This window comes from Pseudomonas sp. FW305-3-2-15-C-LB1, from assembly GCF_058787615.1.
The window spans coordinates 162,803-176,084 of the sequence record NZ_JBYSZX010000008.1; the positions used below are offsets into that span (position 1 = coordinate 162,803).

Below are 13,282 nucleotides of genomic sequence, written 5' to 3' on the forward strand. Positions count from 1 at the left end.
TACATGGACCACCAGAGCTACTACAAGAAGTATCACACCTTTTTTGACGCTGTCATTTTGCGCATCCCACAAGGACGCGCCTTGGATATTAAGACCTTAGCGGACCCTACAAGCCATGAATAAAAATCTGCGCTTCAGCCACAAAATCCTGCTTGCAGCCTCCCTTATCGTCATCGCGGCTTTCGCGCTGTTTACCCTCTACAACGACTACCTGCAACGCAACGCCATTCGCGACGACCTCAACAACTACCTGCATGAAATGGGCGACGTCACCGCCAGCAACATTCAAACCTGGCTTAGCGGGCGTATTGCGCTGGTGGAAAACGCCGCACAAAACATCGCCATCAACCCCGAGCCGTCTGCGGTTGCCGGCCTGTTGGAACAGAAAACCCTGACGTCCTCATTTATGGCGACCTACGTCGGCGACAGTCAGGGCGCCTTTACCATCCGCCCCGACACCAAGATGCCGGATGGTTTCGACCCGCGTGTGCGGCCCTGGTACAAGGGCGCCCAAAGCAGCAACGGCTCAACCCTGACCGAACCCTATATCGATGCGGCCACCGGCAAATTGATCATCTCCGTGGCTACCCCCAGCACTCGAGGCGCTCAGAGCATCGGCGTAGTGGGTGGCGACCTGAGCCTGCAAACCCTGGTGGATAACATTGGCGCGCTGGACTTCGGCGGCATGGGCTATGCGTTTCTGGTCAGCGCCGATGGCAAGGTACTGGTGCACCCGGACAAAAACCTGGTGATGAAAACCCTCGCTGACGTTTATCCAAAAAACACACCGAAGATCAGCCCTGACTTCAGCGAAGTCGAGGTCAACGGCAAGGACAACATCGTGACCTTTACACCGATCAAGGGCCTGCCCTCGGTGAACTGGTACCTCGGTATTTCAGTAGATAAAGACAAATCCTTCGCCATGCTCAGCGAATTCCGCACTTCGGCGGTAATAGCCACGGTTATTGCCGTGGTGATCATCATTGCCCTGCTCGGCATGCTTATCCGCGTATTGATGCAACCGCTGCATGTGATGACCCGCGCCATGCAGGATATTGCCGATGGCGAAGGCGACCTGACCCGTCGTCTGACCATCCAGAATCATGATGAGTTCGGCACACTGGGTAACGCGTTCAACCGCTTCGTGGAGCGTATTCATACGTCGATCCGCGAGGTGTCCTCAGCCACCGAACAGGTGAATGAGGTAGCACTGCGGGTGGTCAGCGCGTCCAACTCGTCGATGGTCAACTCCGACGAGCAGGCCAACCGTACCAACAGTGTCGCCGCCGCCATCAATGAATTGGGCGCAGCCGCCCAGGAAATTGCGCGCAATGCCGCGCAAGCGTCCCATCAGGCCAGCGATGCGCGGCATCTGGCTGAGGACGGCCAGCAAGTGGTCGAGCGCAATATCAAGGCGATGAATCAGCTGTCAGCGATGATCAGCGCTTCCAGCAGCAATATCGAAGCGCTTAACAGCAAGACGGTGAATATTGGCCAGATTCTCGAAGTCATTACCAGTATTTCCCAGCAAACCAACCTGCTGGCGTTAAACGCTGCCATTGAAGCGGCACGTGCCGGGGAAGCGGGCCGTGGGTTTGCGGTGGTTGCCGATGAAGTGCGCAACCTGGCGCATCGCACGCAGGAATCCGCGCAGCAAGTGCAGAAGATGATCGAGGAACTGCAAGTCGGCGCCCGGGATTCGGTCAGTACCATGAGTGATAGTCAGCGCCATAGCCTCGACAGCGTGGACATCGCCAACCTGGCCGGCGAACGCCTGAACAGCGTGACCCAGCGCATCGGCGAGATCGACGGCATGAACCAGTCGGTCGCCACCGCGACTGAGGAACAGACTTCAGTGGTGGAATCGATCAACATGGACATTACCGAGATCAACACCCTCAATCAGGAAGGGGTGGAAAACTTGCAATCCACGCTGCGAGCATGTGCCGACCTTGAGCAACAAGCGACACGGTTGAAGCAATTGGTCGGTAGTTTCCGGATTTGATCAGCAGTCCTCAGGCTCGGACCTGGCCTGCTCTTGCTCCCACAACTGGGCGGCACCGGGAAACTCGGTGCCGTCCTCGCTGTCCAGGTCATCCGGGTCATATCGACTCAAACACCCCTCCCCCAACGTAGCGGGGGCTTTTGACGTGGCTTTGTCCAACGGATCACTCATCGCTCAATCCTCAAAGGCGCGCAAACAAAAAGGGCCTGGAACGATTTAACGCCCAGGCCCTTCATTCTTCAATCACAACAGGTCGGTCAGAACACCACTGTCTTGTTGCCGTGTACCAGCACGCGGTCTTCCAGGTGGTAGCGCAGGCCTCGGGCCAGGACCATCTTCTCGACGTCACGGCCGAAACGCACCATGTCTTCAATGCTGTCGCTGTGGCTGACACGCACCACGTCCTGCTCGATGATCGGGCCGGCGTCCAGCTCCTCGGTGACGTAGTGGCAAGTCGCGCCGATCAACTTCACCCCCCGCAGGGAAGCCTGGTGGTACGGCTTGGCCCCTACGAACGACGGCAGGAAGCTGTGGTGAATGTTGATCACCTTGCCGGCGTATTCGCGGCACAGTTCCGGCGGCAGGATTTGCATGTAGCGCGCCAGCACCACAACGTCAGCCTCGTGCTGCTTGACCAGGCGAGAAACCTCGGCGAACGCCGGCTCCTTGTCCTGCGGGTTGACCGGCACGTGGTAATACGGAATGCCATGCCACTCGACCATGCTGCGCAGGTCGTCGTGGTTGGAAATCACGCAAGCGATCTCGCAGTCCAGTTCATCACTGTGCCAGCGATGCAGCAAATCGGCCAGGCAGTGAGATTCGCGGCTGGCCATCAACACCACGCGTTTTTTCTGCTCGGTGTCGGTGATGTGCCAGGTCATCGAAAACTCTTCGGCGATCGGCGCAAACGCTTCGCGGAAGGCATCAAGACCAAAAGGCAGCGAATCGGCACGAATCTCGTGACGCATGAAGAACCAACCGCTGAGATTGTCCGAGTGATGACTCGCCTCGGTGATCCAGCCGTTGTGGGAGGCCAGAAAGTTACTGACTTTGGCAACGATGCCGACCCGGTCCGGGCAAGCAATCACCAGCCGAAAAGTGCGCATTAGGGGGAAACTCCAGAACTTCGCAAAGGCCGCCATTCTAGCGATTGCGCAGGAAAACTGCAGTACTCGTTAACGTTTATTCTGATCACCGCCCACAGCCTTGTCCCTTAATAGCCTATGGTTTTACCACTGCATATATGAGGCTGTTGCGCCACGTCACGGCTGCTCCCGCTTTTCAAGCAGATTTATCTTAGGGTCTACGCCCTGGTAATTAACTCGAATGCATAGCATTGCTACAAACATTCAAAGTAATTCACATAAATGCGACCTTAAATGTTTACTTGGGCAAACCGCCTGACTATTATTGGGCCACTATCCCTGTCAATCAGCGCTCTACATAAGGTAGTCCACATGTCTCTGATCAACGAATACCGTGCCACCGAAGAAGCTATCAAAGAGCTGCAAGCCCGTTTGAAGAACCTGTCCCAAGACGACAAACTGCAAACCGAGCTGGAATTCGAAGGTAAATTGCGCGCCCTGATGGGTGAATACTCCAAATCCCTGCGTGACATCATTGCGCTGCTGGATCCAGAGTCGAAAGTTAAGGCTCCACGCGGCGCCGTAAAAACTACCGGTACCAAGCGTGCCCGCAAAGTCAAACAGTACAAAAACCCGCACAACGGCGAAGTGATTGAAACCAAAGGTGGCAACCACAAAACGCTGAAAGAGTGGAAAGCCAAGTGGGGCGGCGACGTAGTTGAAGGTTGGGCTACCCTGCTGGGCTAAGCCTCACCAGGCTTGCGCCTGAGCCGTTACACATAAAAAACGCCAGCTTGCTGGCGTTTTTTATTGTCTGCATAGTCTGCAAAACCGACTACAGATTCATTCTGGTTGCTAGAGAGTCCGCATACTCCTGCCATTGCTCCAGCACCTGGGACTGCAACGGTGTAGCACTTATAGCGAACTCACGCCGAGCCTGCTCAAACGCCTCAAGGGTATTCGGTGCGCCCCATTCCGGGCTCGACAAACGTTGCTGACAGAAAAGTTTCCAGCGCAGTTGCTCCTCGCTGTTCAACGTATCGGGGAAGTTGCGTGCTCGGTAGCGGAACAATAATTCAGGCAAACGCTCGTCATCAAAAGGCCACTGCTGGCGCGCTAATTGCGCAGGCTCAGCCGTTCGGACTTGTTCACATAAACGCCGGTCACGGTCTCCGATAAAACCGTCGTAAAGCTGTTGCTCAGGGTCCGAACTCGGCGTGAAGTCTTCGTGCGCGTAAATGGCCGCCAACTTATCGCGCCAAAGTTCCTGTGCGTCAGTTAGCCGCAGCGCCCGCTCCTGATAAATACTCATGTCCAAGTGCAGACGCTCACGATCTTCTGCGCGCAGCACATTCAAGGGCGCCACCACGGGGCAGCGATTGATATGCACCAATTTGAGGGGGACCGGCAGTTCACCGTCGGCCAGATCGTCACGGCGAGTGTAGAGACGCTGGCGCAAGGTATCGGCATCAAGGTCCAGCAGCCCTTGCGGGTCGAGTCCGAGGTCACAGACAATCAATGCATTGCGATTACGCGGGTGCCATGCAAGCGGCAGCACCACCCCCAGGTAATGACGTTCGGCAGAGAAACGCCCGGAAATATGCACCATCGGTTGCAGCAGACGCACCTGGTCCATCACCCGTTGCTTGCTGCGCAGTTGAAACAGCCATTCATACAACTTGGGCTGTTTCTCACGTACCAGCCGAGCCAATGCAATCGTGGCACGCACATCGGATAACGCATCGTGTGCCTGGCCATGGTCGATACCATTGGCTTCGGTCAGCCGCTCCAGCTTGAGCGTGACACGCCCATCCTCCTGCGGCCACTCGATGCCCTCCGGGCGCAGGGCGTAGGCGGTGCGAACCACGTCGATCAAATCCCAGCGACTGTTACCCCCCTGCCATTCGCGCGCGTAGGGATCGAAAAAATTCCGATAGAGGCTGTAGCGCGTCATCTCGTCATCAAACCGCAGCGTGTTGTAACCGGCGCCGCATGTACCCGGGACGGCCAGTTCAGTGTGCACCCGAGTCATGAAGTCGGCCTCGGCCAAGCCTTTTTCCGCGAGTATTGCGGGCGTGATTCCAGTGATCGCACAGGCGATGGGGTGCGGCAGGATATCGTCGCTGGGCTGGCAATAGAGATTGACCGGCGCGCCGATCTCGTTGAGTTCAAGGTCGGTACGAATTCCGGCTACCTGAAGAGGGCGATCGCTGCGCGGGTTGATGCCGGTGGTTTCATAGTCGTACCAGAAAATGGAGGTCACGGGCTGTTCCTGTACTGAAGATCGACAAAGTCTAGGCGCTGGAAGGCGTCCGCGACCAGCACCAAATATACTGTACAAACATCCAGCAAAATCTTGAGTGGTTGCTTCCATCCCCGACACTGCTAGCATCCGTGTCTTCCAGCCACTCTGCACTGCCAAGGATCGCGATGCCGTCAGCCCCATTGGACACCCGCTACCAGATCGAGACCCCGGAGGGCATCGACCTGCCCCTGCGCCCGGCCGGCCTGGTGCCGCGCGTGCTCGCCTTTGCCTTCGACCTGGGCGTACGCGCGGTGGTCATGGGCGTTCTGCTGGTGCCATTGGCCTTGCTTGGCAACGTCGGTATCGGCCTGGGAGCGCTGCTGCTGTTCCTGATCAGTTGGTGGTACATGGTGCTGTTCGAGGTGCTCAACCAGGGTTGCTCACCCGGCAAGCAGGTCATGGGGTTGCGTGTCGTACAAGATGACGGCACTCCGATTGGCTGGTCCGCATCACTGATCCGCAACCTGCTGCGGTTTGTCGACATGCTGCCGTTCGGCTACTGCCTCGGCGCGATCAGTTGCCTGCAGCACCCCCATTTCAAGCGCCTGGGCGACCTGGCCGCCGGCACTCTGGTGATCTACCGTGAACAGCCGCTGGTACGCCCCCAGATTCCTCAAGCGACGGCCCTGCGCCTGCCCTTCGCCCTGGATTTGAGCGAACAACGGGCGATCCTTGGTTTCGCGGAACGCCAGGGGGAACTGTCCACCGAGCGCGTTCACGAATTGGCCTCGATTCTTGCCGCCCCCTTGCAGGTATCCCCTGCCCGCGCTGCGGAACAACTCAATGGCGTGGCCCGTGGCATGCTGGGGCCAGCATGAAACAGAGCCTTTTCGAAAGCCGTCACCAGCGCCAATGGCAAGCCTTCGCCGAACAGCTCAAACAGTTGGAGCAAGGCCAGGCCAAGGCCGGTGACGTGGCCGATTTCCCTCATCAATATCGACGCCTGTGCCAGCATTTGGCCCTGGCCCAGGAACGCGGCTACAGCAGCTATCTGGTAGACCCATTGCAACAACTGGCCCTGCGCGGCCACCAACAACTCTACCGTCATCGCAGCCAACTGGCGGCGAATGCGCTGAGCTTTGTACTCGCCGATTTTCCTCGGCTGGTACGGGAGCAGTGGCGTTTTGTGCTGATCGCCAGCCTGCTGTTCTTTGGCAGCCTGGTGGGTATTGCCCTGCTGGTCTACCTGTTTCCCGACCTGATCTACAGCATCGTCAGCCCGCAACAGGTGGCCGAGATGCAGGGCATGTACGACCCTGATGCCAGCCGCCTGGGCCGCGCCGCCGAGCGTGCATCGAGCGAAGATTGGATGATGTTCGGCTACTACGTGATGCACAACATCGGTATCGCGTTCCAGACGTTTGCCGCCGGTTTAGTGTTCGGTCTGGGCAGCGTGTTCTTTCTGGTTTTCAACGGCCTCATCATCGGTACGGTCTCCGGTCACCTGACCGAGATCGGCTATGGCCAGACCTTCTGGTCATTCGTCATCGGCCATGGCGCATTCGAACTGACCGCGATCGCCCTCGCCGGGGCCGCAGGCTTGCAGTTGGGGTGGGCACTGGTCGCTCCGGGACAATTGACCCGTGGTGAATCATTGCGGCTGGCTGCACGCAAGAGCGTGCAAATGCTCTGCGGTGTCATGATTTTCCTGCTGATCGCAGCGTTCATCGAGGCTTATTGGTCATCCACCACCGTGATAACCCCGTGGGTCAAATACCTGGTGGGCGCTGTTCTGTGGCTGCTGGTGGGCACTTACCTGGGCTTTGCGGGAAGGAATCGCCATGCGCCTGACTGATGCCAGCGTGGTCATCCGGCCGCGTACTGCCTGGGAAGCCATGGATCTTGGCGCCTTGATGGCACGGGAGCATCGCGTGCTATTGATGGGCAGTTGGGCATTGGTCACCGTACCTGTGTACGCCTTGCTTACAGCCCTGCTGTGGCAGTATCCGTCCACCGCCATATTTCTGTTCTGGTGGCTCAAGCCGGCCTTCGACCGCTTGCCGCTGTACATTTTGTCCAAGGCCCTGTTTGGTGAAACGCCCACTATCAAGCACGCTGTGCGCCAGTGGCCGCTCCTCCTCAAGGGTCAACTGCTGGCCAGCCTGACCTGGCGACGGCTGAGCCTGAGCCGCAGCTTTGTAATGCCGGTGAGCCAGCTCGAAGGCCTGGACGGCCCGGCACGCCAGAAACGCCTGGGCGTGTTGCAGCAACGCAATGCCGGAGCCGCGCGCTGGCTCACCATCATCGGAATGCACCTGGAAATAGGCCTGTGGTTCGGCTGCATGGCACTGTTCTATCTGTTCATCCCACAAAACCTCGAGATGGATTGGGACTGGCAGCGCCTGTTATTGGCGACAAGTTCGGAAGGGTTATGGCTGGAGCACCTGGGCAACGCATTCTATGTCTTGCTGCTGATATTTTGGGAACCCATCTATGTCGCCTGCGGCTTCAGCCTCTACCTTAATCGTCGCACCGTATTGGAAGCCTGGGACCTGGAGCTGGTCTTCCGACGCCTTCGTCAGCGCCTGAGCAATGTGGCCCCGCTGTTGTTATTGATGATCGGACTGATGCTGCTGCCTCTCAGCCATCCTGTCATGGCCGAAGCTTCCAGTCCCTCCAAACCGCTGAGTACCCCGAGCGCGAGCCAATCCATCAAATCGCTGCTGGACAAACCGCCCTTCAAGAACCCGGAAACCGTAACCCGTTATCGGTTTGGCGAAGAAAAGCCAGCCGGTAAAAACAAAACACACAGTGACGGCAGACTTCCCGATTGGCTGAAGGCGCTGCTGGACAACCTCAACAGCAATACCTTCAAGCACATCGCCCAAGGCTTGGAAGTTCTACTGTGGGGCGTTTTCATCGGCAGCCTGATCATGCTCGCGTGGCGTTACCGAGACTGGTTGCACACCTTCGTCAGCCGGCGCGGGCCGCGTAAGACACAGGTTGCCAAACCCCTGCCCACGCAATTGTTCGGTCTTGAACTGGGTACCGAAACCTTGCCCGACGACGTTGCCGGCGCCGCCGAACAGCTATGGGCCACCCAACCCAGGGTAGCCCTCGCCCTACTGTATCGAGGCCTGCTCAGCCGGTTATTGCATGATTTCAACCTGCCATTGAAAGGCGCTGATACCGAAGGCCAGGTCCTGGCACGTGTACACCAGTTGCAGCAACCACAGCTGCTGGCCTTCAGTGATGAACTGACCCGTCATTGGCAAAACCTCGCTTATGGTCACCGCCTGCCTCCGCTCCCTGCCCAGCAGAAACTATGCAGTGATTGGCGCGCCCTGTTCAGCCCAGGGAGCAATCCATGAATCGGCCATTACTATGGGTGGGGTTATTACTGGCGTGCCTGCTTGGCGCGGGCGGTTACTACGCATGGAGCAAGGCGACTCCCTATGACGAAGTGGTAGATCGTGGTCCTTCGCCAGAGGCGCTGGCCAATCCTTACCTGGCAGCCGAACACTTTCTGCGCCAACAAGGCCTGACCGTAGAGCATGCCTATAACCTGAAACAGCTGGATACCTTGCCCTCCAAGGGCAACAGCCTACTGCTGCTCGGCGAGCGCAGTAATATGTCGCCACGCCAGGTAGAACAGTTGCTGGAGTGGACCAGGTCAGGCGGCCATCTGTTGCTGGTCGCCGAGGCGCTGTGGGATGAAGAGACTGGCAAAAGCGGTGACCTGCTGCTCGATCGCCTGCAGATTCACCAGACACTGAGTGACGAACCTGAAGAACCTGCCACTTCCCTCAAAAAGCCCTCAAGCAAGAAAGCCCGGGACCTGACCAAACTCTATGTCGACAATGAAACCGCACCGGCTTATTTCAGTTTCGACACAGATTTCAACCTGACCGACCCCAAGCACCTGGCTCAATTCTCCGCCAACAGCGCAAGGGCCAGCCACCTGATGCAGCTCGACCTTGGGGAAGGCAGTGTCACAGTGATCACGGACAGCGACCTGTGGAAAACCCCGAACATCGGCAAGCACGACAATGCCTGGCTGCTGTGGTACCTGAACCAGGGCACCGCCGTGACTTTGCTGTTCACCAGCGACTTCGACGACTTGTTCACCTTGCTGATGCGGTATTTCCCCCAAGCCCTAGTGGCACTCACTGCCCTCGTCGCCTTGGGACTTTGGCGGGCCGGCGTGCGTCAAGGCCCGATTCGGGCCCCTGCATCCCCCGCGCGTCGCCAATTGCAGGAACACCTGAAAGCCAGTGCCGATTTCCTGCTGCGGCGAAGCGGCCAGGGCACCCTGCTGCAGGCCCTGCAACGCGATATCTTGCGTGCGGCCCGACGCCGCCACCCCGGTTTTGAACGCCTCGACAACGCAGAACAGCGCCACGTGCTTGAACACCTGACGCGCCAACCCTCTCACGTCATCAACCAGGCCCTTGGCCCACTCCCGGCAAAACGGCTTTCCAGCGCCGATTTCAGCCGACAGGTGGCGTGCCTGCAAACCCTCAGGAATGCCTTATGAGTGATTTCCCAAGCACCACTGCCTTGACCAGTGAAGCCCTGCAACGCGCCAGTGGGCAAGCCCAAGCCCTGCGCACTGAGTTGCGCAAGGCAGTGATTGGCCAGGATTCGGTGATCGAAGACGTCCTGACCGCACTGATCGCCGGTGGCCACGTGCTGCTCGAAGGCGTGCCAGGGCTGGGCAAAACCTTGCTGGTGCGCGCCCTGGCACGCTGCTTCGAGGGCGATTTCGCGCGTATCCAGTTCACCCCGGACCTGATGCCCAGCGACGTCACAGGCCACGCCGTGTATGACCTGCATACCGAACAGTTCAAGCTGCGCAAGGGGCCGGTGTTCACCCACTTGTTGCTGGCCGATGAAATCAACCGTGCTCCAGCCAAGACCCAGGCAGCCTTGCTCGAGGCCATGCAGGAACGGCAGGTGACCCTCGAAGGCGAGGCGCTGCCCATCGGCCAACCGTTCATGGTGTTGGCGACACAGAATCCCATCGAACAGGAAGGCACATACCCCCTGCCGGAGGCGGAACTGGATCGATTCATGCTCAAGGTGCGCATGGATTACCCCGACGCGCAGCAGGAACTGGAGATGGTGCGCGAAGTCACCCGCTCGTCGCGGGCCGACATGCTGGCTGTACACCCATTGCGCACCGTATTGCAGGCCGAAGATGTGCTGCAACTGCAGCAGGTTGCCAGTGACCTTGCCCTGGATGAACAGGTGCTCGACTATGCCGTGCGCCTGGCACGCGCTACACGCAGCTGGCCAGGGCTGGCGATCGGTGCAGGACCGCGCGCCTCAATCGACCTGGTTCGCGGCGCCCGTGCCCGCGCCTTGTTGCGCGGTGGTGAATTTGTAACACCGGACGATATCAAGGGATGCGCCCTGGCAGTACTGCGTCATCGCGTACGTATCGCGCCAGAGCTGGATATCGATGGGCTGGAGGTCGACCAGGTGCTCAGGCAGTTGTTGGATCAGATTCCGGCACCCCGGCAGTGACTCGCCCATGAAGCCGACCCGTCTGCTGTTGAACTGGCTCGGCGCATTGCTGGGTCTGGGCATTTTGCTGGGCACCGCGGCAGCATTGCAGCTCACAGTACCGGACACCTTGCACTCAGTCGTCTGGGGGTTACTCCTGGCGTTGTTGCTGCTGGCCATGCTGGACGCCGTACGATTGCATCGCCGCCCATCTCCGCATGTACAACGGCAGATGCCCGGCAGCCTGGCGCTGGGACGCTGGGGCGAAATCCGCCTGGCTCTGGAGCACGACTTCCCACAGCCGCTGACGGTGCAGGTATTCGATCATGCCCCCGACGGACTGAGCGTGGAGAACATGCCTCAACCCATAACCTTGTATCCCGGTGAACGCAGCGAACTGGGCTACCGCCTTCGCCCCCTGCGGCGCGGGCATTTCAGTTTCAGCCGTTGCGAAATACATCTGCCCAGCCCTATGGGGCTGTGGGCGGCACGACGCCATATCGAAGTGAGCGACTCCACCCGCGTCTACCCGGATTTCGCTCGGCTCTACGGCGCCCAACTGCTGGGTGTGGACAACTGGCTGAGCCAATTGGGCGTTCGTCAACGTCAAAGGCGCGGTCTGGGGCTGGAATTTCATCAACTACGTGAGTTTCGCGAAGGCGACAGCCTGCGACAGATCGACTGGAAAGCCACCGCCCGACAACGCACCCCGATCGCCCGTGAATACCAGGATGAGCGCGACCAGCAGATCGTGTTCATGCTTGATTGCGGCCGGCGCATGCGAAGCCAGGATGACGAACTGTCTCATTTTGACCACGCCCTCAATGCGTGCCTGCTGCTCAGCTATGTTGCCTTGCGCCAGGGCGATGCCGTGGGGCTGTGCACCTTTGCCGGTGACCAATCGCGCTACCTGGCGCCGGTCAAGGGCAGTAGCCAGTTGAACCTGTTGCTCAACGCGGTGTACGACCTGGACACCACCCGACGGACCGCCGATTACCAGGCGGCGGCAAGCCAACTGCTGGCCCGGCAGAAGCGTCGAGCCTTGGTCATTGTGGTGAGCAACCTGCGGGACGAGGACGATGAAGCCCTGTTGACGGCCGTCAAACGCATCAGTCGTCAACATAAGGTGCTGGTGACCAGCTTGCGCGAGGAGGTACTCGACCAACTGCGTCAAGCCCCCGTGCAAACCTTGCCCGAAGCCCTGGCCTACAGCGGCACCATCGACTACCTCAACACACGGGACGAGCTGCATGACCGCCTGACCGCACATGGCTTATCCGTCCTGGACACCTTGCCATCCGAGCTGGGCCCCGCACTGGTGACACGCTACCTGGGCTGGAAGAAAGCCGGCGCTTTCTGAGAAAAGCGTTCTGAAAAACAACACTCGACCACGGCAGAGGTAAATCCCTCTGAACCGGGTCGACAGTGCGTTGTAGCTAGGCCGAAGCCTGCAAGGGGTCAAAACTGAAGTAATGCAACAAGACGTTGATCAATTGCCCATACTCCTCCGGGGCCTGCAGCACAGTGAACCCGGAATCGTAATGCTGCGGGTTGATATCTTCGTGGCTCCACAGGCAGGTAGCCGTGAGATCAATGGGATAAAAGGTGCCGTCAGCCTCCGGAATCTTCAAGCGCAGCTCGAAATCCACGTCGACCATCATGGGCAATTGGCTGATCAACATCAGCCCGTCTTCCGAAACATTGCCCAAAAAACCGATGGGCTTGTCGGTGAGACGGTTAAACACTTGCAGGAAGTAAGGTAGCTGATGCCGCTCGATCCGTCGGTCGGTAAACATGGTGAGATCGCCATCCAGTGGCCATAACGCGGCCGTGCCAGTGATTCGGAACGAGTAATAAAACCCGCTCTCCATGGATCTCGGTAAGACAACGGGCAATAGTCCGTCGCCAGAACAGCTACCGAGTCCGGGCCCACATTCGTTTGCATAGAAACTTGTACAAACGAACATTCAAAGGATAGCCTAAGACTGGCAACAGGCCAGTTATGAAATGGCGATTATCATCACAATGAAGCGGGACGCGGCTGGGCGACGCTTGCACCGCGGTAATGCCCCAACTGCTGCAAGGTATCGAGCCTCGCACGAGCACGATAGGCGTACTCACTCGACGGGTACTGATTGATGATGAATTGATAGGTCTGCACCGCATCGACGAACAGTTTCTGCCGTTCAAGGCATTGCCCGCGCAACATCGATACCTCCGGTTGCACATAGCGGCGCGTGCGGCTTTCACGGTCGACCTGGGACAACTCCAGGGTGACACGCTCGCAATCGCCGACCTTGTAGGCGCGGTAGGCATTGTTCAAATGGTGGTCCATCGACCAACGGGTGCAGCCGATAACACTGACGGCCAGGGCAGCAATGAGCAAAATTCGCATGAGGGTTCTCCTGTCTTGTGCAGTGTATCGACCCCTCGTTAAAA

At 58.6% G+C, this 13,282-nt stretch carries 13 protein-coding genes and 1 pseudogene; 9 read left to right on the top strand and 5 right to left on the bottom strand.

From position 1 onward, the window contains the following. Positions 1 to 115: 115 nt before the first annotated feature. A pseudogene (locus AC3WP7_RS17595) lies at positions 116 to 1,147 on the top strand (HAMP domain-containing protein); the annotation flags it as partial. Positions 1,148 to 1,240: 93 nt separating this feature from the next. Beyond that, complete coding sequence (locus tag AC3WP7_RS17600) at positions 1,241 to 2,005, top strand: methyl-accepting chemotaxis protein (RefSeq protein WP_371914386.1); 765 nt, start codon at positions 1,241 to 1,243, stop codon at positions 2,003 to 2,005. Here AC3WP7_RS17600 and AC3WP7_RS17605 read toward each other — a convergent pair whose 3' ends face one another. Next, on the bottom strand, positions 2,006 to 2,176 hold the full coding sequence (locus AC3WP7_RS17605; RefSeq protein WP_172963320.1) for a hypothetical protein: 171 nt from the start codon (positions 2,174 to 2,176) through the stop codon (positions 2,006 to 2,008). Between the two features lie 86 nt (positions 2,177 to 2,262). Further along, positions 2,263 to 3,111: a formyltetrahydrofolate deformylase gene (gene purU, locus AC3WP7_RS17610; RefSeq protein WP_071489376.1), complete on the bottom strand. Its 849-nt coding sequence runs from the start codon at positions 3,109 to 3,111 to the stop codon at positions 2,263 to 2,265. 351 nt (positions 3,112 to 3,462) lie between these two features. Between purU and mvaT the strand changes: the two genes are divergently transcribed. Next, positions 3,463 to 3,837 carry a histone-like nucleoid-structuring protein MvaT gene (gene mvaT, locus AC3WP7_RS17615; RefSeq protein WP_016970296.1) on the top strand — a complete coding sequence of 125 codons (375 nt, stop codon included), beginning with the start codon at positions 3,463 to 3,465 and terminating at the stop codon, positions 3,835 to 3,837. An 88-nt stretch (positions 3,838 to 3,925) separates the two neighbouring features. On the opposite strand, the gene sbcB is transcribed toward mvaT, so the two are convergent. Further along, complete coding sequence (gene sbcB / locus AC3WP7_RS17620) at positions 3,926 to 5,353, bottom strand: exodeoxyribonuclease I (protein ID WP_093530445.1); 1,428 nt, start codon at positions 5,351 to 5,353, stop codon at positions 3,926 to 3,928. Positions 5,354 to 5,520: 167 nt separating this feature from the next. On the opposite strand from sbcB, the gene AC3WP7_RS17625 reads away from it, so the two are divergent. The 6 genes from AC3WP7_RS17625 to AC3WP7_RS17650 are packed head-to-tail and all read left to right on the top strand — an operon-like array spanning position 5,521 to position 12,203. Next, complete coding sequence (locus AC3WP7_RS17625; RefSeq protein ID WP_102591878.1) at positions 5,521 to 6,213, top strand: RDD family protein; 693 nt, start codon at positions 5,521 to 5,523, stop codon at positions 6,211 to 6,213. After that, positions 6,210 to 7,190: a stage II sporulation protein M gene (locus tag AC3WP7_RS17630; protein WP_102591879.1), complete on the top strand. Its 981-nt coding sequence runs from the start codon at positions 6,210 to 6,212 to the stop codon at positions 7,188 to 7,190. The genes AC3WP7_RS17625 and AC3WP7_RS17630 overlap by 4 nt, the downstream gene beginning before the upstream one ends. Next, on the top strand, positions 7,177 to 8,706 hold the full coding sequence (locus AC3WP7_RS17635) for a DUF4129 domain-containing protein (RefSeq protein WP_102591902.1): 1,530 nt from the start codon (positions 7,177 to 7,179) through the stop codon (positions 8,704 to 8,706). The genes AC3WP7_RS17630 and AC3WP7_RS17635 overlap by 14 nt, the downstream gene beginning before the upstream one ends. Then, positions 8,703 to 9,872, top strand: coding sequence for a DUF4350 domain-containing protein (locus AC3WP7_RS17640; protein ID WP_102591880.1), 1,170 nt, complete (start codon positions 8,703 to 8,705; stop codon positions 9,870 to 9,872). The genes AC3WP7_RS17635 and AC3WP7_RS17640 overlap by 4 nt, the downstream gene beginning before the upstream one ends. Next, on the top strand, positions 9,869 to 10,864 hold the full coding sequence (locus AC3WP7_RS17645) for an AAA family ATPase (RefSeq protein ID WP_071489518.1): 996 nt from the start codon (positions 9,869 to 9,871) through the stop codon (positions 10,862 to 10,864). The genes AC3WP7_RS17640 and AC3WP7_RS17645 overlap by 4 nt, the downstream gene beginning before the upstream one ends. 7 nt (positions 10,865 to 10,871) lie before the next feature. Next, entirely contained in the window at positions 10,872 to 12,203 is a 1,332-nt protein-coding gene (locus AC3WP7_RS17650; RefSeq protein ID WP_093125163.1) for a DUF58 domain-containing protein, read from the top strand. A gap of 76 nt (positions 12,204 to 12,279) precedes the next feature. Here the strand turns inward: AC3WP7_RS17650 and AC3WP7_RS17655 are convergent, their stop codons facing one another. Together AC3WP7_RS17655 and AC3WP7_RS17660 are read right to left on the bottom strand one after the other, a co-directional pair. Continuing rightward, a complete protein-coding gene (locus AC3WP7_RS17655) occupies positions 12,280 to 12,639 on the bottom strand; it encodes a PilZ domain-containing protein (RefSeq protein ID WP_093125160.1) in 360 nt (119 codons plus the stop codon). 224 nt (positions 12,640 to 12,863) lie between these two features. Then, complete coding sequence (locus AC3WP7_RS17660) at positions 12,864 to 13,238, bottom strand: tetratricopeptide repeat protein (protein ID WP_092246837.1); 375 nt, start codon at positions 13,236 to 13,238, stop codon at positions 12,864 to 12,866. Positions 13,239 to 13,282: the final 44 nt, after the last annotated feature.